Origin of the sequence: Streptomyces macrosporus (assembly GCF_039533145.1) — a bacterium.
Classification (GTDB): domain Bacteria; phylum Actinomycetota; class Actinomycetes; order Streptomycetales; family Streptomycetaceae; genus Streptomyces; species Streptomyces macrosporus.
Window position 1 is genome coordinate 34,753 of sequence record NZ_BAAASZ010000042.1, and the last position, 25,192, is coordinate 59,944.

Here is a 25,192-nt window from a genome sequence, read left to right on the forward strand (position 1 = left end):
TCGTCACCCCCGCCCTCGTCTCCAGCCCCTACCCCCTGCTGGTCGCCCTGGCGGTCGCGGCCGGCATGGTCCGCGGCAACCTCACCCTGCTCCAGGCCACCGCCGTCACCGACCGCTGCGGCACCACCCACTACGGCCGCCTCTCCGGCCTCCTCGCCGCCCCCATTACCACGGCGACCACCCTCGCCCCGTTCGCCGGAGCCGCCCTGGCCGCACCACTGGGCGGCTACCCCCACCTGTTCGCCCTGCTTGCCGCCGTCTCCGGCCTGGCGGCCCTCGGCACGCTCGGCACCCAGGCCGCGCACCGCCCAGAGTGGCAATGACGAGCTTGCGGCAGTGGACCCCGCTCCGTGGACGTAGGGGAAGGCGGCTTGTGTACGGGCTGGACCTCATGCCTGGTCTCGGCATGGAGGTGCTCCTTTCACGCCAGAGCCATCGACCGCGTTGCCGATGCCACTCTCTCCCCGTGGGCTTGGGCCGGTGCGGCCGGGCATGAGTTCGCGGTGTGCTGAGGTGTCGCTCAGCCGGCTCCGTAGGGAGCGCGCTTTTCGAGCTCGTCGGTGATCTCGTTCCACAAGGGCTGCACCGTGTCCGGGAAGTGCGGTGCCGCGGCCCGCATGGAAGCGATCACGTCGGTGTGCTGGAGCTGGAACCAGAGGGACCAGGACGCTGACTCGAGGGCTTCCCGCAGTTCGGAGAGTGCCCGTTTGGGGTCGCGCGGTGGCGCGCGCTCGACGGCCTTTCCGGCGCGCAGGAGAATCCAGCCCCGCCACGACCAGTGGCGCGGCCTGTTCTCGACGTCCTTCCCGGCGAGAACAGGTCGCCCAAAATTGAACGAGGTGGTTTGCAAGCGAGCACGACCAGGGGTGCCCGGTCGGCACTGCCTGGACGGTTTCCTAACCTTCGATGATGGGGGTCAAGCCGTCGAGGAGTGCCTTGAGGCCGGATTCGAAGAGCACGTCGAGACGCAGGTCATAGCCGTCGTTGAAAGCTCCGACCATCTTGGCGAAGGTGGGGAAGCGGCCGGATTCCACCAGTTCCTGTAGGACGGGAGCCCGGCTGTCCATCCACTGGTCCTCCGACTGGCCTGTGGTGGCTTCGGCGTGCGCTTCCCACTCCAGGTGCACTGCCAGGCCCTGGACATGGCTGTAGATCAGTACGTGGATGTCGAACAGGGTGGTGGGATCGAGGCCGTGGCCGTCGAGGGCACTGAGTATCCATTCACTGTGGACCATCAGATTGGGCACGAGCAACGGGCGGGTGAGAGAACCGAGCTGGGCCAGCCACGGGTGCCTGCGGTACAGGGTCCACAGGGTCCGAGCGCCCAGCTCGATGCGGGCGCGCCACCCTTCGGGCGCATCGGCGGGATAGGTCTCGTCACCGAACGCGGCGTCGGCCATGAGCAGGACGAGGTCGTCCTTGCTGGGGACGTACCGGTAGGGCGACATGGTGGCAACACCGAGCCGGGCCGCGACGCCGCGCATGGAGAGCGTGGACAGCCCTTCGGTATCGGCGATGTCGATGGCTGTGCGGACAATCCGGTCGAGGGTCAGTTCCTGCTCGGAAGGTGGGGCAGACGGCGACTGCCTGCTGGACGGCGCGGCGGGAGCGGTTCCGGCGACGACAGTGCCGATCCGGGGGCGGGTCTCGACAAGTCCCTCGAGACGCAAGGTGGTCAGGGCCTTGGTGGCGGTGGCGAGGGCGACACCCCACTCCTTGGCGATCTGGCGGGTCGAGGGAACCCGGTCCCCAGGGCCCAGTTCCCCGTCCATGATGCGTCGGCGGATCCCGGCGACGATGCGCAGATAGGGCGGCTGACCGGATGCGCGTGTGAGCTTCGTCACGTCCTACCACCTTCCTTTTCTGTACTAGCGCAAGGGCTATCAGCGAGGGCGCCGAGTGGAGGTCGACTGCCCTAGTACAGGACGGTCATTTGGCCAGTTGAAGGGGCTGCACGTACGCCGTACGTTCAGGGCGCGTACAGCGTACTGGAGGAGCTTTCCATGCAGACCGTTCTCATCTCCGGCGGCGGAATCGCCGGACCCGTGCTCGCCTACTGGCTTCACCACCACGGCTTCGAGACCACTGTCGTCGAACGCGCCCCGGTTCCACGCCCCGGTGGCCAGGCCGTGGACATCCGCGGCGTCGCGCTCGAGGTCGTCGAGCGGATGGGCCTGCTGGAACAAGCTCGACGCGTGCGCACCCGGATGCATGGCATGTCGATCCTCGACCCCGAAGGCCACGAGATCGATCGTTTCACCGATGCGACCTTCAGCAGCGGCCGACTCGACAGCGACGACATCGAGCTGCTGCGCGAGGACCTGGTGCGGATGGTGTACGAACACACGCGCGCAAATGTCGAATACCTCTTCGGCAACAGCATCACCGCACTCGTCGAGAACGAGACCGGCGTGCACGTCGACTTCTCCCACGGAGCGTCCCGCACCTTCGACCTCGTGATCGGGGCCGACGGCCTGCACTCGACCGTCAGGCGCCTGGCCTTCGGTCCCGAGGAGCGCTTCGCCCAGCACCTGGGCAGCTACCTCTCAGTGTTCAGCGCGGACAACTTCCTCGCACTGGACCACTGGCAGATGTGGCTACGCGACGGCGACACAGGATTCGGCATCATGCCCGTTCGCGACAACACCGAGCTCAGGATCGCTTTTGGCTTCCCGTCCGCGCCACTTGGCCATGACCTCCGCGGCAACGGTGCGCTTCGGCGCCTCGTTGCGGACAAGCTCGCCTCCCTGAAATGGGAAGGTACTCGCCTGGCCAAGGCTGCCTGGGACGCGCCGGACTTCTACTGCGACGCGATGGCCCAGATCCGGATGGACCACTGGTCGCGGGGCAGGGTGGCCCTGCTCGGAGACGCCGGCTACTGCCCGTCCCCACTCTCGGGGCAGGGCACCAGTCTCGCCCTCGCGGGCTCCTACGTGCTGGCTGACTGCCTCGCTCAGGCACACGGCGATCACCACGCCGCGTTCTCCCGCTACGAGCAGCGGATGCGCCGCTTCGTGAGCCTCAACCAGGCCCTGGCCACGGAAAATCCGGGCGGGCCCGCCTCCGAGGCATCCGTCGCGCACGCCAAGAACGCACTCTCGCTGGACGTCTAGGCAGTGTCTGACGGATCGGTCGTTTGTTGTGTCCGGGAGTGGGCCACCGGGGTGGACCGACGAATGAGCAGTAGGCGTTGATCGGGCCTTTGCCGCCGAACCGGACACCGCGTCGGGGTGCCGGCGGACCGATCACCGGCCGGTCATCGACGCGGTCGCCTGGCGTTTCCGCGGCAACAACGCCCGGCGTGCCCTCCCGGCGTGCTTCGGGCCGTGGCAGACGGTCCACCACTGGTTCGCCACGTGGGCCAAGGACGGCGCCCGGCCCCGCGTCCTGACTGCCTCGCAAGCCCGTGCGGACACCACAGGCGACCTGGAGTGGCTGGTCGGAGTCGACCCCACCATCGTCCGCGCGCACCAGCACGCCGCCGGGGCCCGCACAAGGGGGCCCCGGCCGGCGAGCCGGCCGACCACGCCTGCGGACGGTCCCGGGGCGGACCTGCAAGATCCACCCGGTCGCCGACGGCCGCTGCCGGCCCTTGGCGTTCCACCTTCACCCCCGGACAGGCCGGGGACGCCCCGGCGTTCGAGGCGGTCATGGCCCGCCTGTGGGTGCCCCGCCCCGTGGGACGCCCCCGCACCCGGCCGGACGTGGTCTTGGCCGACAGGGCGTACTCCTCCCAAGCAGATCACGGCTGGAGGCATTCCCCCTGCGGATCGAAGCAGACGAGTCCGTGCTCGCGAGCCAGCGTAGCGGCGTACTCGGACACTTCCTCTGCCTTGCCATAGGACATGAGCAGGTACACGATCGGGCCCGATGCCTCCTTGATGACCGGTGAGGACGCCCATACGACACTGCGATCGACGTCGTCCGGATATCGCGCGACGAGCGCTTCCACATACGCCACGATGTGCGGTGTCGGAGGCACGACGACATCGTCCGACTCCAGGTAGCGCTCGTAGAGCTCGTCGTAGGTCAAACCCGCTTGGCGGTCGTCGAGTGGACGGTCGCCGTCCCACACCGCAAGGTCATAACTCACAAGCGCATCGTCGCAGGCAGCGGTTCCGCCGGCGCCAGCAGGCCCTGAGACCGAACCTCTACCAAGTGATCCGTAAGAGAGCTCCTGGGTGAGAAGCCATCAGACTCCAGAAGAGTGTGGAGGCCTCGCGCTGTGAGTAGTGGTGAGTAGTGACGACGTTGCCCTCCGTCGTGCGGGCCCCGCCGATGCACTCCCCGCGGCCGACGTGTGGCTGCGTTCCTTCGACGCCGCGCTGCCGTCGGTGCGTCGTGCGCACGACGATGCCAAGGTGCGGGACTGTTCTCACGTGTGCTTGTGCCGCAGTACGAGACCTGGGCGGCGGTCGCCGAGAACAGTGTGGTGGGGGTCTTGATGCTCAACGGTGCGGAGTTGAAGCAGCTCTACCTCGATCCAGCGTGGCGTGGGCGTGAGTTGGGCGATCGGTTCATGTTTCTGGCCAAGCAGCGGCAGCCCGACGGGTTGGCGCTGTGGACGTTCCGGGTCGGCATCTCGGCGCGGCGGTTCTACGAGCGGCACGGCTTCATCGAGGCCGAGCGAACGGACGGGCTGCGCAACGATGAGCGGGAGCCGGACATCCGCTACGTCTGGCGGCCCCGGACGTAACGCCGGAGGAGGCGAGTGATCAGACCCGGGGAACGGTCGGCCGCCCGCTGGCCCTGACAAGCTGCCACCGCGGCCGTGGCTGGACCGGGTACGCTCACGGCGAAGGTGGTCACCAGAACTCGGAGTGACCGCCTTCGCCGTCGAGCCCCGGCGCGCGACGGGCTGGACCGTCCGCCACCTCGGGCGGCCCGGAAGCCGAGCCTCCGCCGGCACCGACCGGGACCGGTCTACCGTGCCGCACATGACAGCTTTGATCATCGGCGGCAGCGGCTTCCTGGGGGCCGAGTTGATCCGGCAGGCGAGAGCGGCCGGGCACCCCACGGCCGCGACGTACCACGCGACCAAGCCCGGCGACGCCTCCCAGGCCGTGTGGTACCCCCTTGATCTGCGGGATGCGGAACGCCTGGACGCCGTCATGGCCGAGGTGAGCCCCCATCTTGTCGTCAACGCATCGAGCGACAAGGCCGACTGGACGGTTACGGTGGAGGGCCCCGTCCGGCTCGCGATGGCGGCGGCGGAGCACGGAAGCCGCCTGGTCCACGTGTCCAGCGATGCGGTGTTCCCCGGTGTTGTCTGGGGGTTCGCGCGGTGTTTATGCAGGTGAGGGTCATAAGGCTGCGTGAGGGACGTTAGGCACGGTTCTCGTTGTCGAGGGCGTGTCCGGGGTGGTTACGACGGGCGAGTAGTCTCCGGCCATGTCCGATGAACTGCTCTCTGCGCTCATAGGCTTCGGAGGGGCCCTGGTCGGTGCTGCGGTTGCCCTTGCGGCGGCATTGCTTGCCGCGCGGATGCCGGTGCGTCAGTCGGTCCGTTTGCGGCACTTGGACAGTCTTGCCGGCATCGTTAGAGGCGGCCGAGAAGCCGGAGTCGCTCAGAAGGTGCACCTAGGGATCGCAGCACGACGGGAGCTGGTCCGCCAGTATCTGGATCTTGATCTCTCGCAGGAGCATGCTCCTTTCCAGCTCGTGAAGATCGTCCATACGGCAGCTCTGGAGAGCATGAACTCAGAGCGGCAGCAGCAAGGGCTGGAATCTCTAGAGCTGGAGGATGTGCACCGACTCATCCTCGATCCGCAATCAGCAGCACTTCAGATTGCCTGGGAGCGAGGCGAGCAGGTTTCCCCACCTCCTCGGCCACCGAGTTCCTGAACTGAGCAAACCCGACAAACGCAATCCCAGTGCCTCTCACCAGCCCTCGGGTGGACTGATGCCAGTACCGAGTGACCACTCCATTCGGTTTGCCGCAGTCAGGGCGTCGTAGTCGTGTTCTTCTTTTGAGAATGGTTTTCGCTGCGGATCATGCGGCGGAGACTGGTGCGGACTGCGGCGAGGTCGTCCTCAAGCTCGGTGACTTGATGCTGGAGGCGCTCGTTCTCGGCGGTCGCTTTCCGTTCTGTTGTGGACAGCCTCAGGTTCTCCTCGGTGAGCTCGTTGATGCGGTTGGCCAAGTCGTGGTTGCCGAGCTGTTCAACCTGCTGCCCGCTGCCCGAGATGAACACGGGCCTGCCGCCGCAACTGTTCGTTCTCGGTGCGGAGTCGCTTGATCTCCTGTCGGGCGAGAAGCAGGTCGGTCTGCTCGCTGGCGGTTGAGACCCTCCGGCCGCTCTGCTGGTCCTGATGGCCCTGGGCGGTCTGGCGGGCCCGTGCCTGCTCGATGCGTTCGCGCAGGCCAGGGGCATAGACGAGCCGGTTGGAGACGCCTGCCTCGCGGGCGACCGCAGCGAAGGTGATGCGCCGGTTGTCGCGGAGCATGTCCTGGACGGCCTTCAGGACGCGTCCGCGCTTGTCGGCACTATCCCGCTGACGTGCGGCTTTGAGGGCCTCTGCGGGTGTCCTGGAGGGTTTCTCGGACGTCTCAGCAGGCATCTAGGGTCTCCTTGCGGATCACGGTCAGCGGCAGCAGTTTGTGGTCCCGGGTCGCCCGGACCTTCCGCGGGACCGCGCTGGCCTCCTCGATCTCCTCGCGTTCGTCCTGGGGGAGGTTGCCGAGCCGGTCGCGCATGGTGTCGGCGACGTTCGTGAACGCGGTGATCTGGTCGGCGAGGTTGCGGACGACGAAGTCGTCGGCGTCCATGGCCTTGGCGGTCTCGCGGTCGGCCCGCAGATCGTTGACGTGCTCTTCGATCGCGGGCAGGTAGGACGGGTCGGGGTGATAGAAGCCGCAGCCGGCGCACTGGAACCGGATCGCGCAGGCCTTGACGTTGCTGGGCTCGCGGCAGTTGCCGAACGGGACGGCGACCGACTGGGCCTCGTAGCCGGTCGTGCTGGTGAACGGTGCCGGACGGCCGGACCGGTCGGTGGTGTGCTTCCGTATGGTCGTGATCGCTTCGCGTTGCCGCTTCAGGGGCACCTGGTAGTACGACATCGTCGTGACGATCGACCGGTGGTCCATGAGCTCTTTGAGCACGTCAACGGGGACGCCCGCGTCGGCATGACGCTGGGCATAGGCGTGCCGGAACGCGTAGGGGAAGATCAGTGTGCGGTCGAACGGCAGCTTGCTGCCCTGCTCGTCGAATTCGTCGCTCAGCAGCATCGGGATCGCCGTGACTCACTCCCGCATCGCGTTGGCCAGGCTGGACGCTCCCATGTGTGCGACCCCGCTGCGGTCGGTGATCGACGGGAACAGGTACTTCCGGCTGCGGGAGGGAACCTCCGGCTGACGTCGACGGGTCTGCCAGGTCCTGATCACCGCGGCGGTCTCGCGGGTGATGGGCAGCTTGCGGCCGTAGCGGCGCTTTTTGACGTTCTCCCAGATGAGGGTGTTCTCGTCTCCGCGGGTCTCCAGGCACTTCAGCCGCAGACTGGCGATCTCGACGGGACGGCGGCCGGTGTCGCGCAGGACCAGGTAGGCCGTCTGCATCATCAGCTCGATGTCGGCCCGCTCCAACTCGCCGTAGGAGAAGTCGGCTCCCAACAGGGCGAGGTGGGCATCAAGCTGAGCGATGACGGACTCAGGGACAGCCCGGCCGGCGGCGTCCTCGTTCGTCTCCTCGGGCGGCAGGACCAACGTCTTGTCCCGGTCGAACTTGCGGCCGAAGTCGATGATCTCCATGAAGCAGCCGAACGACTGCTGGCGGTAGCTCCTGCTGGCGAGCTCATCGTCGGTGCTGCGGCGGATGCGGCTCATCGCCGTGAAGACCGCCTTCATGTCGGCGAACCGCAGCTTCGTGTAGTCCTTGTCGCCGCCGAGCCGGGCATGCAGGGCATCGGACGCGACGACGCAGGCGGCGAACACCCGCTTGAACCTGCCACTGTCCAGGCTGACGGTGGTGGCCCACGTCTTGATCACCTCCCGGAGCCATGGCTGACGGATGGCGGACGCGTCGACCTGCCCCGGCCGGTGGCGCCGCCCGCCCAGTGCCGTGGACCGCAGGTTCGTCCAGCCCAGGTCCCAGGCATCGGCATCGGTGGGCGTCAGGCTGCGGAACGACAGCGAGGCCCGGCGCAGGCCCCGGACGGTCTCACGGATCAAGGCCACGAGGTTGTGGTGGTGGATGACGTCGCGGGCCGGCCGCCGGACTGCTTCGAAATCGTTGGACACCTTTCGGATCAGTCAGCGAGTATCCGCAGGTGACAGATGAAGCCGGTCGTCGGAGACCACTCACGCGGAGCCCGAAACGTGTCCGTTTTGTCGAGCTGTCCGGCGAGGCGATGTCCGCTTTGCTGGCTGGAGACCTGTCCGGAGCCGGCAGGATCGCCGGGGTTTTGCTGACCGAGTACTTCGTGACCGACAGAGCACGGTGGCTGTGGCAGTTCCGGCTCGACCAGATGGCCGCCGATCCCGGCCAGGCACGGTGGATGGTGCGGCAGGCGGTCGTCGGGGGCAAGGGCCTTGTCGTCGGACATGCCGGGTTCCACGGACCGCCCGATGAGGTTGGCATGGTCGAGATCGGCTACTCCGTCGCTCCCGACTTCCGTCGCCAGGGATACGCCCGATCCACGCTGATCGAGCTGCTCCGCCGGGCAGCAGCGGAACCCGCAGTCACGACCGTGCGGGCGACGATCAGCCCCGACAACGTGGCCTCTCTGGCCACGATCTCGGGCTTCGGCTTCGTTGAGGTCGGAGAGCAGTGGGATGAGGAGGACGGTCTCGAACTCGTCTTTGAGGTCCCTGTCTGTCGGGTTCCACCCGCTTGATGGGAAGGTTCACGGCAGACCGCTGACCTGTGACCGTGGCGCCCGGCGCGGTGGTCAGGCCGCGGCGGGCAGTGCGCGTCCGCCCCGGCGGATGCCTTTCTCACTGCGGATGCGCGCGCGTTCGCGGCGTTGAGCGGCCAGGACGTCGGGGTGGCGGGCATTCGCGTTGCGCCACCGCAGGTAGCGGTGCAGGGCTCTGGTCTGCACGGTGTGGTTGCGGTGCTCGGAGTTGGCGATGGCGAACTGCCGCAGCAGCCCGAAGTGCGCCTCGATCGGGTTGGCCCAGGAGGCGTTGGTCGGGGTGAAGCACAGCTCGACCTTGCTCTTCTTCGCCCAGTGCCGGATCTTTGCCTCCTTGTGGGCGGAGAGGTTGTCCGGAATTACGTGGATCGGGGCGCCGTCGGGGCGGGCGGCCCGGATCGACTGCAGCGCCGCCAGGGTGTTGGCCGCGCCTTTGCGGCGGCGGTTGACGCCCCACAGGGTGCCGTCGCCGACCAATTAGCAGCCGTGGAAGTAGGTGACGCCATGGGTGCGGTGGTAGGTCGCCGGCAGCCGGTCGGGACGGCCCTGCTCTGCCCAGCAGGACCCGCCGGTGGGGCGGATGCCCAGCGGGCCGAACTCGTCGAAGGCGAAGGTGCGGTCGGAGAAGTGCTCGATGACGTACTCGATCCGATCCAGCTTGGCGTCGCGGTCGGGGTCGGTGGACTCCTTCCACGTCTTGGTGCGCTGGAAGGTGATCCCGCGGCGGGCGAGCAGGCACCGCAGGGCTTCGTGGCCGATGCGGACCGCCCGGCCGTGGACGCGGCGCAGGTAGGCGGCGAGCTTGCGGATGGACCAACGGGTGAAGGGCCCGGCCGAGCTTGGCCGGGCGGGTGGTGGCCGTCTGGATGGCGAAGTGCTCGTCGTCAGGGCTGAGCAGGCTGGGGGCACCCCCGGGCGGAGCCTGGGGGAGGACGGCCTCCCGCCCACTGAGGGTCCAAGCAGGCCAGCCCGATCTCGTTGGACCGGTGGATCACATCGCGGACGGTGTCCTCGTCCGGCCTGGACAAGCTGAGCGATCACCGGCACGCGGTTCCCGCCGGCGGAGGCCAGGATCATCATCGTGCGCCGGTACCGCACCGTGCTGGTGCTGCCCAGGCGCACGAGCTGCTGCAGCCGCTGTCCCCCTTGGTCGGTCAGTCTGCGGACCTTGGCCGGCTCTGCCACCGCGCCTCCACGCGTCCGAGCGGATGTGTCCCCACATCCAACCGGCCGATTGGTACCCGGGGCGAACACCAACCCGGCGAACCTTCCCGGTCACAGCACTAGGTGTACTGATCGGACAGGTTGATGACGCGGCTGGCTGGTGGGTGGCCGCCGATGCCGGTGTGGGGTCGGTGGTAGTTGTACCAGTCCAGCCAGTCGGGAAACGCTGCCTGGCGTTCGGCGTCAGCGGGGCATTACGGTGGGACACGAGGGCCTCCTGCGGTCGGCGGTAGATGTCGCAATCCACACCGAACCCAGAAGGCCCTCACCCGTTCAAGCATCCAGCACGAGTGTCACCAACGTCCCCGGACAGCACACCTAGACCCGGGGCCCGTGCTCCAGGTTGGGTTGGTGGCGCCAGAGGTGGTCCGGCAGACGGTAGGCGTCCCTCCCGGTGGTAATCCTGGTCGTGGGGCAGGTGGGGTTCTTGCCAGGGCGCGCCGGACGGCCGCAGCGGCGTCCCCGGACCTCGCCGACCAGGCCGGCCAGGAGGGGGGCGGTGCGGGCGAGTTCCTCCAGCGCGCCGCGTACCGCCTCGGTGACCGGCTCCGGCCGGGTCGGGTCGCGCACCACGGCCAACACGGGGGTGGCATCGGTGCGCTGCGGTGTGCGCTTGCGCACCAGCCTGGCATCCTTGAGCCGGGCCGGTGCGAGGCCGAGCAGCCGGTCGGCCCGGTCGCTCCGCGCGAGGCGACCACGGAAATCGGCCGACGCGCTGGGGTGGAAACCGGGATCGGCCAGCTCCAGGGCCAGGGCGTACGTGACGTCGATGCGGCAGCGCACCGCCTCGGCGGCCTGCCGGTCCGACAGGTCCAGCAGGAACCGCGGTACGCACACCGTGGCGAGCTGGGCTGGCGACCACCCGGGCCGCCCGTCCCAGGGGGATCAGGAGGCGAAGTTCTCGTCCCGCCACGGACCGTCCGGCCGGTCACGCACCCGCATCGCGGTGGTACCACGGGGATTGCTCGCTCGCACTGCCCGCGCGGTCACGGAGGGGAACAGCTCACCAGAGCAGGAGCGGAGGGAGATCGGCTCACCTCGAAGACGAACGACCTGCGAAACCCAACCGAGCCTGCCCGATGACCGTGTCCTTCCACCTGGGGATCCCCAGAACCCCGCCAGAGTCAAGCTGAAACAGGGCCGCTCTTGACAGACCCGATCGAAGCTGGTGATCAAGCTTGGTCGGTGGGGTCCGGTGGGGTGATGGTGCTGGCTTGGTGGTGTCCGAGGTCGATGAGGCGGGTTCGCAAGCGATGGAAGCTGCCGTCTGCGGGTTGGGCGGTGGAGGCGTGGAGGACGGCGACGGCTTTCGCCGCAGCATGATGCCTTTCCCACGGTTCGTTGTTGTCGAGCAGTCGCAGAAGGATGTCACGGCTGGTGCTGCTGGGTGGGATGCGGGCGGCGCGGTCAGCGACGGAGACGGCGTTGTCGATTCGGCCGTCGGTGGCGTCGAGGGTGCGGGCGGTGAGGTGTGCCCATTGGTCATCGTCGATGTTGTCGACGAAGGCCCAGCGGCCGAGGCCGATGAGAGCTTGAGCAGGGACTTTGGACCGGTCGGTATCGAGAAGAAGGGCCCAGAACCGGACAGCGACTGTGAGGAGGGTTGAGTCCGGTTCGGATTGCTGCACGAGGAAGGTGGCGTCTTCGACCACGGCACCCAGCACGGCCGGGTCCTTGTGGAGGAGCTCGATGAGGGGGGCAAGGCCGTAGCCCTCCACCTCGTTCAACGCGGCGATCGCGAGGTACCTGGCGGCGTTGTCGGCTCCGCGGAGTGCGGCGTCGACGAGCTCGGCTTTGAAGTTCTGGTAGAGCTGCGTTGTCGGTCTGGCCCATTTGATGGTGAGGTCGAACGTCTCTGACGCTAGTGGGCCCTCTCGGAAGAGTGCTGCCGAGTGTGCTTCGAACCAGGTGCCCGCGATGCCCTCCAGGAGCGGGCGGTGGGCACCGAGGATCGCGCGGAACTCAAGGCCGACCGAGCCAGTCGATGCGGTGATGGCATCAAGAGCGTGTTCGAACTCCGGCCGGGTACTCCTGCGGTTGCGGAACTCCCACGCGGCGAGGGCAAGCATCGTTTGAAGGCCGTGGCCCCACGAGCGGTTGATCGCGCTGTTGAGGGCGTCGTGGTCGGCGAACAACAAGCCTTCGTCGGTCTCCGGGACGTTCCGCACCGCTGCGACTGCCCGGTCCCAGAGATCATCGAGACCGGTGGTCAGGTCCGCGTCCTCGTTGGCCAGCGTTCTGACGAGGCCGAGAACGGCGTCTTCCGTGTCTGTGCGCTCGAGGCGGGCCTTCTCCACGTCACTGTCGCTGGTCTGCCCTTCGCCTGCGGCGGGCTGTGCCAGGGCGGCGGCGAGTACCGCGGTGGCTTGGGGAATGATGTCACCAGCTCGCTCGGAGAGACCTCGGAAGTAGTACTCGATATAGAGCGGCGCACTCAGAGTCGTTACGACGGCCGCAGGGTCGGAGCTCCAGCCCACCGGATCGGCCTTCACGGCCTCCGCAAGCGCCCGAGCCAGCTCCAGTCGCCCGAAAATCTGCCGCTCGCTCTCGACGTCAGGTTGCCAGGCGCTGACCAATGCGGCCGCCTCAAGCGGTGGACGTGCGGATAGGTACTCGGTGCTGTAGGGGGACTTCCCGAAGTCGGCTTCCCACAGCGGGGAACGGCTGCGGGTCAATGCACGAGGGTCGGGCTTTCCGTGACGTGCGCTGACGTGAGCGATGGCGTGGCGCCAGCCAGTGAGGACGTGGTCGGGCAGCACTGCCGCCCACCGCCAGGCGCGGGCCCAGTCCCGGGGAATCCGGTCCTCACTATTGGCCGGAGCGGAGGACGGAGTCCCCAGGGTTTCGGTCCAGTCGGCGAGGTCTTCCGGGGCGGGGTTGCGGGAGAGGATGTCGGTCACCAGCGCCAGGTCCTCCCCGGTCGCGGTCGAGGAGCCCAGCCGCACGGTGACATGGGCAATCTTGTCCGCCACGGCGATGTCATCGGCGCCGGCCAGGGCGTGGCCGCGCAGACGCTCACCCACCTCACCCCGCATCTTCCCCAGCCACTCCAACTGCACCGAGGTGGGCACCCCCCATCGCCGAGCCTTGGACAGCATGTGTGCGAGGTGGTGGGCGAACAGCAACAACGGCTCAGGGCGCTCGTCCGGGTCGACGGTCAGCGCCTCGATGCCCAGCACCACGTAGCGCGCTTGGTCAGAGCGAGCCAGACGTCGGATCTTCCCCGCGAGCATCCGTGCCCGATCAGCGACGTTGTCGGCGGTGGTGCCGGCTTGTAGGTGGTTGAGTATTTCGGTCGCGTAGTAACGATCTCCATTCGCGAATCTGGGGAAGTGGTTCAACACCGCGTCGGCCACCCGGCGCACCACAGGGTCTGCGGGGTCGGCCTTCCGCGCGGTGTGCACGCTGAGGGAGCGCACACTCGACAGGTCGCTGTGCAGACGCGCGACCTCCGCCACCACGTTGTGTCCCGATGGACCGAGTTGGACGGCTACCCGCAACAACTCGAACCGCGCCACCGCCTGCTCGTCCTTCGGTCTCCCCGCCGCGTCCTCCAGAAAGCGCTCCAGCAGAGCGGCGACGCTCTCGGGGCTGGCCTTCCCAAGCCCTTCCAGGAGCCCCGCCACGGGCCAGGGCGCCCCGTCCATCGGCACCTGGGCGATATCGGCCTCGCGCAGCGGCTCAAGCCACGCCGAATCGGTGACCTCATTGAAGAACAACCGCAGATGATGGTCGTTCGTGGCCAGTCGCTCCAACTCGGCGATCTGCTCCGGCCCGCGCCACGGCTCTGCGGCCAGGCTCCGGATGGCCTCGACCACTTGGTCGGGAGGAGTGAACACCCGGACGAACCACGCGACCGCCCGAGCGAGCAAGGCCGCAACTTCTGCGAGGGCGAGTTCGTCATGCACCGCCCTATTCGCCTTCTCGCGCAGCTCAGCGTATTCCGAGACCGGATCACCGCGGCGATTCCAGGGGTCGATACCAGCCCTGTCGCGCAAGTAGGTCACCAGCCGGCGTGCGTAGTAGGAAGCGCGTGACTCATTGGCCGCGACCCTCCGCAGCACCTGATCCAGGTCGTCACGTGCCGCGGCAGCGTCCGCACCAGGCACTGCCGCCTGCTCCTTGTACCTCTGCCAAGCATCCATCACGGCCCGCAAGCCGCCCTCGGAAGCATCCTGCCCCTCGACCACACTGTTCAGGGCCTCACGGAGGTTGTAGGCCGCGCTCTCAGTAAGCCGAAGACCGCTGCCGTCCTGCTCTGCCTGCGCAATCAGGGCAGCCGCTGTGCGAAGGCAACGGAGCACTCTCTCCGCCCGCCCACCAATCTCCGATCGCAGACGCTCGACAACCACACCCGAGAGGCCGGGGACCAGCTCGCCGTCAGGCACATCGCTCACGCCACCAGTGTGCCCTGAGCGGAGCGCGCACCGTTCGTCGACATACGCAGCGGCCTTATCGCCGTGTCCAGCCAGCCCCTGGGCAGCTCTTTTTCTTCCGCAACGGGACTGTCGGCACGAGGATGGGCGAGGCAAGCGATGCTGATCAACGTCTCTCGCGCGCGTTGCGCCGGGTCACGGCACGGCCTTGCCGTGGGAGAACAGGGCCGCCTCGACCTGGTACGGCAGCACGTCGCTCCGGTGCGCGATGTCGTGGACGATGGTCGGGTACTGCTCGTACCGGGCGTAGCCCAGCCGCCAGCCAGCCACCAGGCGTCGGCCATCCCGCCCGCTCGCAGGGCCCGGGAGACGACGCTGTCCAGGATCAGCGGCCGGTGGGGGTGTCGTGCCCGGCGAAGCAGAGCACCTTGGTGAAGAACGCTGGCCCCCGGTGCGGGACCAATGATCGCTGTGGAAGGCGAAGTACGCCGCCGCGGCTCCACGTTCACGGAGTGTCTGCAGGGCTGCAGCCAGTCGAGCGTCGATGTCCGTGGCGGCGGTGCGGGTGAAGAGGCGGGCGCGGCGGTGCACCAACCGTGCCCTGGTACCACAGCCCCATACCAGGGTGGCGATCAGAAGGCGCCGACGGTCTTCGGCGCTGTCAGCCCGGCGGGCGAGGCCGAAGACCGTCCGCCGGTCCACGTGTGGCCGGCGACCGGTGACCGGGCAGGAGTTGAGCTCCTCCGGCCACCATGCGGCACCCGGAAGAAGCGATGTCCAGCGCTCCGGATCGAACGGCACCGCCTGCCCGAGCACCACGCCCCGGTCGGGTAGAGCAGTGTCTTCAGTCGTCTCGGCCACCGTCAGTCCCCTCAGCTGGCCGCACAGGGCGCTACGGCCCATACGCGGCCCGTTGACCGTAACGGAAAGGACACCTGTCGATCAGCCCGCTGAGAAACAAGCGAACCCGGCGCGCGGCGATGCAACCAACTGCCGTCCCCTTGCACGGGACCGCATCGCCCGGCACCTGCGACCACCTGCCTGGTCGCCCTGCGCACCGGCCGCACCACCGGCGCGGAGGCCTCCGCCCAGGCCGAGAGGGAGCCGAGCCCGAGCAAGGTCGGTGCGGCCAAGGTCAAGGCCGCGTTCCACACCCCCTGGGAACGCTGGAGCCGGTAGCGGGCCTATCGTAACCATCCCAGTGGAACCGGCGAAGAACAGAGGATGTTTGACGGGCACCGTCGATGACGGCAGAGGAAAAATCCGCTCGGAACCGCCACCCGCTCCATCTTGAGAGAGGTCGAGCCATCGAGGGAGTCTTGTCTGTCATGTCTGACCCGGTGAAGCTGGTCGGGAACCACCGCCCCACTGGGGAAAGTGGCAGGTCACCGAGTCTGCTCCCCTGCACCTGCGGGGACGGTCCGACGACCAGTGGGAGCACAACCCCGTGGCCGGACTGCTCCCTGAACCTGCGGGGATGGTCCGGCTGGTGCACGGATCGCGCCAAGCAGGGCGGCCCGGCATGGTGACGGGGAGACCGGGCCGCCGGCGTGGGGGCGGCTGCCGCGGCACCGCTACCAGGCCAGTGTCAGTCGGGTGCTGCGCTTGGTGATGACGAACGCCTCCGTGGCGATCTCCTCGTCGGGGGTGTCTGCCGGGTGGACGACGAGGGCGGGGGTGGCGTCCCGGTCCGCGTTCCAGGCGTGGATCTGCTCACAGATGCGGTCGGCGAGGTCCGGTCCGGTCGGGCCGTGGCCGATCGCTCCCAACTCCCATCGCCGGTCGTCGCCGTTCCCGCCGAGGGGCCTGAGCGTGAAGTAGGCCAGCGAGCCGCCTTCGGCCAGGGCGGGGCTGCGGACGGGGATGGCGGGGGTGCACAGGCCGCTGTCGACGGCCGCGGGGTCGGCCGCGATCCGACAGGTGCCCGGCTCGGTGCCGGTCAGGCGCAGCCAGACCCCGTCGAACGGCTCCATCGGGCCGACGACCACACCGCTCCAGGTGGTCGTCCTGGGCCGCTCCAGCACCCCGGCCAGGGACTGCGGGTCGATGGCCTGATCGGTGTCCCAGTACAGGGTGACCCGTCCGTCGGCGTCGATGCCGGCGGAGCGTTCTCCGTCCTGGTCGGGGCCGAGCATGGGCACGAAGCCGCACAGCTCCGCCGAGTCCGCCCGCAGGGTGCCGTCCTCCTCCTTCACCAGGGCGAGGCAGCAGGTGGTGCCGCGCCACCGCAGGGGCACCACCAAGCGCCCGCCGGGGGCGAGCTGGTCCTGTACGGCGCGGGGGATGTCCCACGCGCCGACGGTGAAGACGATCCGGTCGTAGGGGCCGTGCTTGGGGGCGCCGAGGGAGCCGTCCCCGGTGATGACCCGCACACGCTCGTGGCCGGTGGCGTTCAGGGCCTGGCGGGCTTGCGCGGTCACCTCCGGGTCGATGTCGATGGTGACGACCTGCCCGCCGGGGCTGGCCAGATGGGCGAGCAGGGCGGCGTTGTAGCCGGTGCCGGCGCCGATCTCCAGGACGCGGTGGCCGGGTTGGACGTCGAGCCAGTCGAGCATCGCGGCGACGAGGCTGGGCACGGACGCGCAGCTCAGGGATTCCCCGTCGGCTCCCCGCTTGGTGATCACCGCCTCGTCGGTGTAGGCGTTCTCCAGCGGTGCGTCGGGCACGAACCGGTGCCGGGGGACGGTGCGCATGGCGTCGGTGACGCGGGGCGAGGGGGTGCGGCCGGCGTCCCGGATGAGATCGAGCATCCGGAGCCGGAGGCGGTCGGCGAGTTCGTCGGGGGTGGTGGTCATCGAAAGAGTTCCTCGTTCGCAGTGGTGGGCGGGTGGGTCAGCCGTCCAGCAGGAGACAGGCGTCCCAGCGGGCGGCGGTCGGGGCGGTGTGTCGGGCCAGGCGTATCCCGGCCTCCCCTTCCAGGAGCCCGGCGGCGGCCGGCTCCCCGGAGGGGGCAGACCGCTCCAGGCGGGCGTGCAGGTACGGCAGGCGCCCGGCCAGGGGACTGCCGGGGCGGCGTCGGCGGCCATGCGCCGGGTGACCTGGAGGAGACCGGCCCAGCCGTGGCACAGGCCGAGGTCGGTGAGCCGGGACACCTGCCGGAGGTCGACGAGGCAGGTGGTCATGACGTCCTCGGCGAGACGTCGCCGGGCCGGGTCGCCGGTGGCGAGGGCGGCGAGCTGCTGGGCGCGGGCCAGGCCCGGAGTGCCGTAGCACCAGGAGGGGCGGCCGGGGCCGGTCTGCCGGGCGGCGCCCATCCGCCACTCGGAACGGGAGATCACCTCGGGCCACCAGTGATCGCGGCGGTACCAGTCCAGCCACGCGCAGATCCGGGCGATGGCCTCGGCGTGGCCGGGGACGGTGATACCGCGTCGCATCGCGGCCGACAGTAGCGCCAAGGGGCCGCCGATGCCGTGGGCGATGCCGAAATTCCCGTGTCCTCCCGCCCAGTCGGGTGACCGTTTTCCGTCGGGCCCGCAGACGGACCACCAGCCGGGCAGCTCCTCGCCCTCCTCGGTCTTCACCGGCTCGGTGAGCCGCACCAGATAGGCCAACACCTCGACCAGCAGGTCGCCACCGTGGTGGCGGTGGAGCAGGTAGGCGCCGATGCCGGTCAGGCCGCTGATGAGGTCGTACTCGCGCAGCTCGGGCAACTCGGCGCGGTCGATGCGCCGATGGGCGGCCTCCAGACGGTGCCGGGTCAGGGCGGTGATGTGCCGGTCGAGGGCGGCCAGGGCCGGGGCGTAGGCGTCCAGACCGGCGGTGGCCAGGACGAACGCCACCGCGGGGGCTCCCCGGTACAGACCGGCGGTCGAGTGGGCGACGACCGGGTGACGGGTCATGGCGCGCACCGCCTGGTGCGCGGTCTCCCAGCTCCCGGCGCCGGCCTGGGCCTGGGTGATGTGCCACAGCGCGTTCCCGGCCGCGCCGGTCAGCGACTGCTCCCACAGCGGATCGGCGGCCGGGGTCACCGGTCCCCCTCCATGGCGGCGCGGTGCGCGAGGGCCGCCTGCCGGGCCAGACGGCGGCAGACGCTCTCACCGTCGGGGTCGATGCCCAGCGCGCGGTTGTGGTGCATGTGCAGCAGGGAGCCCAGCACCCCGTCGAGGTCGGTGGTCTCGGGCAGGGCCCGACGGTAGGCGGCCAGCGCCTCGGCGCGGGCCTGGCGGGCGTCGGGCGCGTCCGGCAGCTTGCGCAGGTGGCCGTCGCGGGCCGCGCGGACCACCTGGTCGGCCATCTCCCGGTCCGCGCCCTCGCCGGTGCCGGCGGGACGGTCGATCAGCCAGGGCACGGCCGTCTCCAAGTCGCCGAGGAACGCGGCGGCGATGTCCACCATGGACAGCGCGACCCGCGCCGTGGGGTGCCATCCGGCGGGTGGGGCCTGTAGCTCGGCGCGTACCAGGCGGGAGTCGGCGGCGAACACCGTCTCGGCCGCTTCCATCGCCTTGCCGGTCCCGTAGCGGCCGACCTCGGGCCGGTAGGTGCCCAGCCGCAGGTCCCCGGCCATCCCGGCGTCCAGGAGCCGGGCGGCCCACGTGCCGACGGTCGTCGCACACGCTCCGTACACCTCCTGGGTGGGGACGCGGAACCGGAGGCGGAGATGGTCGGTCTCCTGCGGGCTGCGGTAGCGCACGAACCACCACACCGGTTCCCCGACGTGCGGTTCGAGGGCATCCAGCAGGCCGGGCAGATGCGTGGTGAGGATGTCGTCGTGCTGCTCGGGGTGGGTGAAGACCTGTGCGTACAGCCAGCGGGTACCGGCCGCGCCGGGCAGGTGTCCGGGGCTGCGGTTGGTGACGACCGGCAGCGCCCCGCGCAGCGGGGACGGTGCGGCCGGGGCGGTGCGGGCCAAGGGCACGGCGATCTCGTGGGCGTGCCCGCCGATCCAGCCGAACGCATCCGGGGTGGGTGCCTCGTACAGCAGGGCGTGTCCGTGGCGCTTGAGATGGTCGTACAGGGTGGCGGCGTAGGACGGCTCGGCGAGGGCCAGGCGCAGGGTCCGGTCGGCGTCGCGGAGCTCCACCGTCTCCGGGCAGTTCCAGCGGCGCCGCCAGTCCTCCAGGGACTGCTGCCAGGCGTCCAGGTCGCGGGCCAAGGGCAGTTGGGTGGTGTCGGGCCGCCAGCGGGCCGGGTGGAGCACGGTACGGCCGTACCGGATGCGCGGCAGGGACGGTAGACGCCCGGCGAGCGGGCCCCAGTCGAATTCGTGCCAGCGGGCGGTGAAGGCCCGCGGCAGGTGGGCGAGGAAGCGGGCCAGCGGCGGCGGCTGCTTCTCCAGCGCCAAGGCGTGGAAGACCTGCGTGTCGACCACTTGGCGGCGGGAGATGCTGACCAGGTGCAGCCGGTCGTGGGTGGCGGTCACCGCCAGGTCCTCGATCCCCACCAGGTCCTCGGCCGGGGCGCGGTGTTCTCCCAGCGGTAGCAGATCGTCCAGGTAGGCGGGGATGCGGCAGACGTTCTCCGCGTGCGAGTAGACCGGGGGAAAGCTCATCTGCACCGGTAGCGCGCCCTGCACCGTGGTGGGGACGGTGCGGTAGAGGTCTTCCAGGCCGGTGCCGGTCGCCAGCGGCGTGAACCGGGAGATGAGGGTGCCGGCGGAGCGGGCCGGAGCGACGGTGAGCGTGTAGTCCCCGCGGTCGAGGGCGTCGAGGGTGGGGGCGTGGATGCGGGCGGCCAGCTCCACGTGCGGCGGGATGTTCCAGGTGGTGAACCGGTCCCCGGCGGTCAGGTCGCGGATCAGGTCGTCGGTGAGGGTGATCTCTCCGCCGCAGGTTTTCGCCTGCCAGGCCAGGGACAGCAGCCGCTCGTCGCGGGCGGTGGGGATGTCGGCGGGCTCCGGGAGGACGCTGCCGGGATAGGCGGTCGGGAACCCGAGCCCGGTGTCGGGGTTGACGACCTCCAACACCGGCACGAGGGCACCGGTGCCGTACCGGTCGCAGAACGCGGCGTGGTAGGACCGCCACACCGCCTGTCCGGTGGGGAAGCGGGTCAGCCGCATCAACGCCGTGGCGGCCCGGCACATCTCGTCGGCGACCTGATGGGGCACGCTCACGTCACAGTCCAGGGCCAGGTCCACGGCCAGCGGGGTGCGCCCGGCCGGGGACAGCCTCCGCATCCGCCGGGCGGTCCTCGTGGTCTGGTCGGGGCGGGCGAGGTCGGCGGCCACCTGCTGGAGTGCGTGCAGCAGCTCGGCCGCGTCGGTGTCCTCGGCCCCGGCCGCGCGGAGCCGGTCGAGGCAGTGGGCGAGAGGGTCGGTGACCGTGAACGGCGCCCGAAGCGAGGTGATCAAGAACCCTTGTCGGACTAGTTCGGTGAGCATCCGCCGCACCTGCGCCCGATCGACGCCCGGCCCGAAGTCGGCGGCGAGCTTGTCGGCCAAGGCCTCGAACCGGATCGGGATGGCGGCGGCCTCGTGGACGGTGCGGAGTAGACGATGGTGACCCGGTTGGGGCCGTGGGGCAGATGGAGCCGCCCACCGCGCTGCACGGCCAGGTTGCTGAACACCACGTCCAGGCGCTCCAACAGATCGGGGCACGCCTCCAGGCGGTCGAGCACAGCGGCGAGCCACTGGGTGTCCGGCCGGGCCACGGCCCGGTGCTCCGTTCCCCAACGCACGGCCGCCGCGGGCGCCAGGCCCGCGCGGGCCACCCCGGCGAACAGACCGAACGGGGTCGGGCGGCCGGTGGCGCGCAGCAGGTAGCGGGTGATCGACACGACGGCGCGGCGGACGTGCTTGTCCGAGGTGGCACGGCCCGCGCGGATGGCATCCACCCGGGCGGCGAGGTCGGGGCTGGCCTGCCGGACCGCGGCGGCGAACTCCGACCGGTCCCACACCTGCGCGAGCCATGCGCGGCACGCCGGGGTGTCGGACGGGTCGGGCCACTGGTCGGGGACGCTGTCCAGCGGCATGACCGCTGCGCGTAGCAGAGCGACGCCGGCGGGCGTCATGCGGGAAGAGGGCATCCGGCCTCCATCCGGGCGGTACGAGAAGGGGCGGTACGGGGCGGGCCGGGGCCCGGATTTCCTTCCGGGCCCCGGGGGATGTCACCGACTCACACGGCGCTGGTGCACGAGGAGGCGCAGGTCGTGGCGCATCCGTCGCCGGTGCCGCACGGAATGTCGGCGCTGTCGGCGGGCACGTCGGTGACGACTTGTACATCCAGGTCGAAGGTCGTCTCGGTCGTGGGCTGATCCAGGGTCGAGTCCATGGGTCCTCTCCTTCAGGGGTGTGACGGGTTGTGTGGAAACCCGTTTCCGAGGCGCACCGGTGGCCGTTGAGGCGCCTCAGGAACGGGGACCTGGCCCGGGTCAGGGCGGCCAGGAGCTGTCAGGCGGACGGGGAAGTCCGCGCGGGGGTGTCCAGGTGGGTGCGGACGCTGTTGCCCAGGCGGACCATCTCGTGGCCGATGACGGCCGGGTCGGTGCCGGTGTCGACCAGGACGGCCAGGCGGCTGCCGGCGCCGGCGGTGCACACGTACAGCACGGTGGTGCCCATCTCGGCGATGACCTGCCGGACCCGGGGGTGTCCGCTGTCGTCGACGTCGCCGATCTGTGCGGCGGTGCCGGCGACGAGGGAGTACAGGCCGCCGGCGACGGCGGCGAGACGGTCGGCGTTGTCCTGGTCCAGCCCGTGGGAGGTCTTATGGATGCCGTCGCCGGACAACAGCACCGCGCCGCGGACGCCGGTGACGCGTTCGACGAAGGCCTGCAGCAGCCAGGCGAGTTCGGGGGCGGAGGTGGTGAAGCCGAAGGGGGAGGGAAGCACGGTCCGTCTTCTTTCGGTCGACAGGGGGCGGGGCTTTCCCGCCCGGCGACGCCTGCCGAGGAACGCGCGTGAAACTCGGCAACCGGGCGGGGGAGCGGCTTGGAGCCTGCCCCCCAGATGCGGGCCGTGGGGGAACCGCCGTGGGTAGACAGCAGGATCGTCCGCGACCGGGGGCAGGGGTTCAGGAGACGAGCGGCGGGGGTCAGGCGGCGAGTTCGGCTTCGAGGGCGACGAGCGTGCAGCCGTACAGCGTGCGCACCAGTTGGCGGGCCAGGGTCCAGGTGATGGCGGGGTCGTCGTAGCGCACGCCCCGCTCTTTCTGCGGGACCAGTACCGGGCCCTGCCACTGGTAGGGGGTGCCGTAGACGCCGCTGACCTGGGAGGCGCGGGAGCGCACCGCCACGGCCTTCTCCCGTCGCCAGTGGTGGCACTGGGTGAGGGACGCCCTCGCGCACGGCAGCAGAGCGGGGGTGGGTGGTAGCCAGGCCCTCCGACCAGTCCGACCACGCGCCGCGGTCGTCCTCGATCAGCCACAGCACGCCGTCCTCGGTGCGGCCGGCGGGTTTGGCGCACACCTGGCACAGCAGCTTGGCCATCACCCGGCGCTGCCGCTGGGGGTGCACGCCCGAGTAGATCGGTTGGCCGTGGCCGGGGTTGAGCGAGCGGTGTGCCCACAGCACCCCGTGGTGGCGGTCCTGGGGGATCTCCTGGTCTCGGCGGTAGGCGATCCCCGGGCCTTGGGCGACGACCAGGGGGGTGAGGTCGCTTTCGCCGGTCCACCGGGCGATGTAGGGAATGGTGGTGGGTCGGGGGCAGTGGCCGGTCGCCGGTGTCGGGGTGCGGGTGGTTGGGTGGCAGGCTCACGGTGTGCGGGCCTTTCGGTCGGTGGTCGGGGGCGGGGTGTGGGGGATGGGGGTGTCCGGTGTTCGGCCGTAGGAGGTGGGCGGGGCGCGCCGGTGGCAGTGCCAGGGCGGGAGATGTGTCGCCGGTGGTGGTGGCCGTGGCCGGGAGCGTGGGCTGGTCATGGGGCGCGTCGGAGGTGTTCAGAGGTAGGGGGGTGCGTCGTCGGTCCACCACGGGTGGAACTCGAACTCTTCGTCGTTTGGGCTGTCTTGGGGGGTGTTGGGACTTGTGGAGTGGCCCGTTGGGGGAGGGGCGCTGGGGCGTTGAGGGGGCGGTGGTTGGGGGAGGTCGGGGACCTTGGCGGTGTGGGGGGTGGCGGTGGCGCAGGCGTGGCAGAGGTCGGCCAGCCGCCAAGAGCGGTGTGTGGGGTGGTGGGTGAGGTAGAGGGCCACCAAGCCGTCGCAGCCGCGGTGTCGGGGGTGTCCGCGGCAGCCGTCCTCGCGGCACTGGCAGGTGCGCAGGTGTGGTTCCAGTGGGGTGTGGTGTACGTGGTCGCCCAGGTGATCGAGGGCGGCGTTGCGGGGAGGCGTTCCTGCAGAGTGGGGGAGGGGGCCGCAGGCGGTGCAGTGCAGCCCGGGGTCGTTTGAGGGCGGGTTGAGGGTGACGGTCCAGGTACGCCGTGGTGGGTGGGGGGTCGTGCCGGTCCCCATGGGGGCGGTGTCTCCTTGTCTGGTTGGGGTGTGGTGGTGCGTGGTGTGGGCGGGGTGAGGCCTGTCGGTGCAGACCTCTGCCCTGAATGGGGCATTACCGAAGATAGGGCAGAGGTCTGCACTGACAGGGCAGGGGTCTGCACCGTGCGATAGCTGAGTGACGATCCCTCCGCCCGACCCGAACCTGGCCGCGTTGCGCCTGAGGCTGGCGCGGGCACGGGCGGAGCGGGGGTGGACCTACGACCAACTCGCCGAGCGCAGTGGCCTGGCTCGCCGTACTCTGATCGAGATCGAACAGGGGCGCACCATCGGCAGCCTGAGGACCTGGCACGCTCTCGCCCACGCCTTGGGGATCCCGATCGGGCAGTTCCTCGGCGTCTTGTGCGAGGGGCATCAGCCGCCGACGGCGTCCTCGTCCTGAAGTCCGCGCAGAAGCCTCAAGAGGCCGCGCGGCCGTCCTCGGCGGTGCCGACCCGAGGTGAACTGGTGATCCAGTTGCCGAACGTGTGTGGCGGCTAATTCACCCTTCTCCGGGACATATGCGGCCTGGACGGCGGTGTTGTGGCGTGTCGCCTGCCACGGTCCCCTCCATGAGTTTTTCTCCTTCGTGGAAGAACGCCGAGCGGCGGCCGGGCAGCGGTGGACAACGGCCTCGGGAAGCCGGAAGCGGTCTCGGCGGATCTGCCGTGCAGCGCCGCCTTGCCGGAGCTGATGGCACCTGTGCGGCACGCGGCACTCCCGGCCCGCTCGCGGTTCTGCGGCCGGCCACCGGCTCGCCTGTGCGCCGGCTGGGCTGCTCCACCGTCGGCGAAGTGCTCCGTGATCGGCATGTTCGTGTCGTGTCGTGGCCGGGGGCGGGCCGGTGAGGGGGTTCGCGGCGCGGGTGTGGGTGTGCGGGAGCCGGTGCTGGCCGTGGCCGCAGACGGTGGCGGCGGTGTTGGACCGGGCGGCCGACCGGCACGGCGGGGATCTGGTGGTGATCGAGGGGGCGGGGACCGGGGCGGAGCGGGCCGCGCACCGCTGGTGCCAGGAGCGGGGCCTGCCGGCGTGGCGGCACCGCTGCCACCCCCGCCTCCAGGCGAGCCGCGGGCTGATGCGGTTGCCGCGGGAGACCCTGGCGGTGCGCCATCAGCGGATCCTGCGGGAGGAGGGTCCGCGGCTGGTGGTCGTCTTCCACGAGACCTTCACCCCCGGCCCGGGGACGAGCGCGGACATCGCCCGCCGCGCGGTGGCCGCAGGTGTGCCGGTGTGGCTGGTCCCCGGCGCCGATCCGGGCCGGGGCCGGTGGCTGACCGCAGCGGACCTGCCGGGCCCGCCGCCCGCTCCGTCGGCCGTGTCCCCCGGTGCGGCGGTCCGGGGCGGCGCACCGGACGGCTCCGCCGGCCCCACCCGCCCGGCCGGTGCACCGGCCACCCCCTGCTGAC

The 25,192-nt window shown here is 70.1% G+C and carries 24 protein-coding genes and 6 pseudogenes; 9 read left to right on the top strand and 21 right to left on the bottom strand.

The window, feature by feature from the left end:
* Positions 1 to 11: 11 nt before the first annotated feature.
* Positions 12 to 323: pseudogene (locus ABD335_RS27005) on the top strand (MFS transporter); the annotation flags it as partial.
* 197 nt (positions 324 to 520) lie between these two features.
* Here ABD335_RS27005 and ABD335_RS27010 read toward each other — a convergent pair.
* Positions 521 to 850 (bottom strand): hypothetical protein, encoded by a 330-nt coding sequence (locus tag ABD335_RS27010; RefSeq protein ID WP_344328190.1) that lies wholly within the window; start codon positions 848 to 850, stop codon positions 521 to 523.
* A 46-nt stretch (positions 851 to 896) separates the two neighbouring features.
* Complete coding sequence (locus ABD335_RS27015) at positions 897 to 1,844, bottom strand: TetR/AcrR family transcriptional regulator C-terminal domain-containing protein (RefSeq protein ID WP_344328192.1); 948 nt, start codon at positions 1,842 to 1,844, stop codon at positions 897 to 899.
* Positions 1,845 to 2,003: 159 nt separating this feature from the next.
* On the opposite strand from ABD335_RS27015, the gene ABD335_RS27020 reads away from it, so the two are divergent.
* The gene (locus ABD335_RS27020) at positions 2,004 to 3,113 is read left to right on the top strand and encodes an FAD-dependent monooxygenase (protein ID WP_344328194.1); all 1,110 of its coding nucleotides are present in this window, start codon (positions 2,004 to 2,006) and stop codon (positions 3,111 to 3,113) included.
* A 118-nt stretch (positions 3,114 to 3,231) separates the two neighbouring features.
* Positions 3,232 to 3,807, top strand: a pseudogene (locus tag ABD335_RS30980) (transposase); the annotation flags it as partial.
* Here the strand turns inward: ABD335_RS30980 and ABD335_RS27025 are convergent.
* Positions 3,743 to 4,093 (bottom strand): hypothetical protein, encoded by a 351-nt coding sequence (locus ABD335_RS27025; protein WP_344328195.1) that lies wholly within the window; start codon positions 4,091 to 4,093, stop codon positions 3,743 to 3,745. The pseudogene ABD335_RS30980 and the gene ABD335_RS27025 sit on opposite strands and share 65 nt — an antisense overlap.
* 142 nt (positions 4,094 to 4,235) lie before the next feature.
* On the opposite strand from ABD335_RS27025, the pseudogene ABD335_RS27030 reads away from it, so the two are divergent.
* The 3 genes and pseudogenes from ABD335_RS27030 to ABD335_RS27040 all read left to right on the top strand — a co-directional run bounded on the left by ABD335_RS27030 (position 4,236) and on the right by ABD335_RS27040 (position 5,844).
* A pseudogene (locus ABD335_RS27030) lies at positions 4,236 to 4,696 on the top strand (GNAT family N-acetyltransferase).
* Positions 4,697 to 4,937: 241 nt separating this feature from the next.
* Positions 4,938 to 5,300, top strand: a complete 363-nt coding sequence (locus ABD335_RS27035; RefSeq protein ID WP_344328197.1) for a sugar nucleotide-binding protein — start codon at positions 4,938 to 4,940, stop codon at positions 5,298 to 5,300.
* Positions 5,301 to 5,391: 91 nt separating this feature from the next.
* On the top strand, positions 5,392 to 5,844 hold the full coding sequence (locus tag ABD335_RS27040; RefSeq protein ID WP_344328199.1) for a hypothetical protein: 453 nt from the start codon (positions 5,392 to 5,394) through the stop codon (positions 5,842 to 5,844).
* A 98-nt stretch (positions 5,845 to 5,942) separates the two neighbouring features.
* Here the strand turns inward: ABD335_RS27040 and ABD335_RS27045 are convergent, their stop codons facing one another.
* Genes ABD335_RS27045 through ABD335_RS27060 form a run of 4 tightly spaced genes read right to left on the bottom strand, consistent with a single transcriptional unit; the run spans position 5,943 to position 8,236 of the window.
* The gene (locus tag ABD335_RS27045; protein WP_344328201.1) at positions 5,943 to 6,194 is read right to left on the bottom strand and encodes a hypothetical protein; all 252 of its coding nucleotides are present in this window, start codon (positions 6,192 to 6,194) and stop codon (positions 5,943 to 5,945) included.
* Entirely contained in the window at positions 6,163 to 6,561 is a 399-nt protein-coding gene (locus ABD335_RS27050; protein WP_344328202.1) for a DUF6262 family protein, read from the bottom strand. Before ABD335_RS27050 ends, ABD335_RS27045 begins: the two co-directional genes overlap by 32 nt.
* Positions 6,551 to 7,228 carry a tyrosine-type recombinase/integrase gene (locus ABD335_RS27055; RefSeq protein ID WP_344328204.1) on the bottom strand — a complete coding sequence of 226 codons (678 nt, stop codon included), beginning with the start codon at positions 7,226 to 7,228 and terminating at the stop codon, positions 6,551 to 6,553. Before ABD335_RS27055 ends, ABD335_RS27050 begins: the two co-directional genes overlap by 11 nt.
* A gap of 15 nt (positions 7,229 to 7,243) precedes the next feature.
* A complete protein-coding gene (locus ABD335_RS27060; RefSeq protein WP_344328205.1) occupies positions 7,244 to 8,236 on the bottom strand; it encodes a hypothetical protein in 993 nt (330 codons plus the stop codon).
* Positions 8,237 to 8,346: 110 nt separating this feature from the next.
* Here ABD335_RS27060 and ABD335_RS27065 point away from each other — a divergent pair, with 110 nt between their 5' ends.
* Positions 8,347 to 8,832 carry a GNAT family N-acetyltransferase gene (locus ABD335_RS27065; RefSeq protein ID WP_344328301.1) on the top strand — a complete coding sequence of 162 codons (486 nt, stop codon included), beginning with the start codon at positions 8,347 to 8,349 and terminating at the stop codon, positions 8,830 to 8,832.
* 54 nt (positions 8,833 to 8,886) lie between these two features.
* Here ABD335_RS27065 and ABD335_RS30985 read toward each other — a convergent pair whose 3' ends face one another.
* The 14 genes and pseudogenes from ABD335_RS30985 to ABD335_RS27125 form a co-directional block, all read right to left on the bottom strand.
* Positions 8,887 to 9,330 carry a transposase gene (locus ABD335_RS30985; protein WP_425583762.1) on the bottom strand — a complete coding sequence of 148 codons (444 nt, stop codon included), beginning with the start codon at positions 9,328 to 9,330 and terminating at the stop codon, positions 8,887 to 8,889.
* Positions 9,331 to 9,762 carry a COG3415 family protein gene (locus ABD335_RS30990; protein WP_425583763.1) on the bottom strand — a complete coding sequence of 144 codons (432 nt, stop codon included), beginning with the start codon at positions 9,760 to 9,762 and terminating at the stop codon, positions 9,331 to 9,333. It abuts the gene before it with no gap.
* Between the two features lie 374 nt (positions 9,763 to 10,136).
* Positions 10,137 to 10,265, bottom strand: a pseudogene (locus ABD335_RS27075) (integrase core domain-containing protein); the annotation flags it as partial.
* A gap of 130 nt (positions 10,266 to 10,395) precedes the next feature.
* A pseudogene (locus ABD335_RS27080) lies at positions 10,396 to 10,938 on the bottom strand (IS1182 family transposase); the annotation flags it as partial.
* A 311-nt stretch (positions 10,939 to 11,249) separates the two neighbouring features.
* The gene (locus tag ABD335_RS27085; protein WP_344328207.1) at positions 11,250 to 14,474 is read right to left on the bottom strand and encodes a hypothetical protein; all 3,225 of its coding nucleotides are present in this window, start codon (positions 14,472 to 14,474) and stop codon (positions 11,250 to 11,252) included.
* A gap of 174 nt (positions 14,475 to 14,648) precedes the next feature.
* Complete coding sequence (locus ABD335_RS27090; RefSeq protein WP_344328209.1) at positions 14,649 to 14,783, bottom strand: hypothetical protein; 135 nt, start codon at positions 14,781 to 14,783, stop codon at positions 14,649 to 14,651.
* A gap of 138 nt (positions 14,784 to 14,921) precedes the next feature.
* Positions 14,922 to 15,356, bottom strand: a pseudogene (locus ABD335_RS30995) (8-oxoguanine DNA glycosylase OGG fold protein); the annotation flags it as partial.
* Positions 15,357 to 16,027: 671 nt separating this feature from the next.
* On the bottom strand, positions 16,028 to 18,421 hold the full coding sequence (gene fxlM, locus ABD335_RS27095; RefSeq protein ID WP_344328211.1) for a methyltransferase, FxLD system: 2,394 nt from the start codon (positions 18,419 to 18,421) through the stop codon (positions 16,028 to 16,030).
* Positions 18,418 to 20,829, bottom strand: a complete 2,412-nt coding sequence (locus ABD335_RS27100) for a lantibiotic dehydratase (RefSeq protein ID WP_344328212.1) — start codon at positions 20,827 to 20,829, stop codon at positions 18,418 to 18,420. Before ABD335_RS27100 ends, fxlM begins: the two co-directional genes overlap by 4 nt.
* The gene (locus ABD335_RS27105; protein ID WP_344328214.1) at positions 20,754 to 21,413 is read right to left on the bottom strand and encodes a lantibiotic dehydratase; all 660 of its coding nucleotides are present in this window, start codon (positions 21,411 to 21,413) and stop codon (positions 20,754 to 20,756) included. Before ABD335_RS27105 ends, ABD335_RS27100 begins: the two co-directional genes overlap by 76 nt.
* 89 nt (positions 21,414 to 21,502) lie before the next feature.
* The gene (fxlA, locus tag ABD335_RS27110) at positions 21,503 to 21,658 is read right to left on the bottom strand and encodes an FxLD family lanthipeptide (protein ID WP_344328216.1); all 156 of its coding nucleotides are present in this window, start codon (positions 21,656 to 21,658) and stop codon (positions 21,503 to 21,505) included.
* Between the two features lie 119 nt (positions 21,659 to 21,777).
* On the bottom strand, positions 21,778 to 22,215 hold the full coding sequence (locus ABD335_RS27115) for a roadblock/LC7 domain-containing protein (protein WP_344328218.1): 438 nt from the start codon (positions 22,213 to 22,215) through the stop codon (positions 21,778 to 21,780).
* 202 nt (positions 22,216 to 22,417) lie between these two features.
* Complete coding sequence (locus ABD335_RS27120; RefSeq protein ID WP_344328219.1) at positions 22,418 to 22,618, bottom strand: hypothetical protein; 201 nt, start codon at positions 22,616 to 22,618, stop codon at positions 22,418 to 22,420.
* Positions 22,619 to 23,258: 640 nt separating this feature from the next.
* Positions 23,259 to 23,768, bottom strand: coding sequence for a hypothetical protein (locus tag ABD335_RS27125; RefSeq protein WP_344328220.1), 510 nt, complete (start codon positions 23,766 to 23,768; stop codon positions 23,259 to 23,261).
* Positions 23,769 to 23,925: 157 nt separating this feature from the next.
* Here ABD335_RS27125 and ABD335_RS27130 point away from each other — a divergent pair, with 157 nt between their 5' ends.
* Together ABD335_RS27130 and ABD335_RS27135 are read left to right on the top strand one after the other, a co-directional pair.
* Positions 23,926 to 24,189 carry a helix-turn-helix transcriptional regulator gene (locus ABD335_RS27130; RefSeq protein ID WP_344328222.1) on the top strand — a complete coding sequence of 88 codons (264 nt, stop codon included), beginning with the start codon at positions 23,926 to 23,928 and terminating at the stop codon, positions 24,187 to 24,189.
* Between the two features lie 468 nt (positions 24,190 to 24,657).
* Positions 24,658 to 25,191: an SLOG family protein gene (locus ABD335_RS27135; RefSeq protein WP_344328302.1), complete on the top strand. Its 534-nt coding sequence runs from the start codon at positions 24,658 to 24,660 to the stop codon at positions 25,189 to 25,191.
* The last annotated feature ends 1 nt before the right edge of the window (position 25,192 follow it).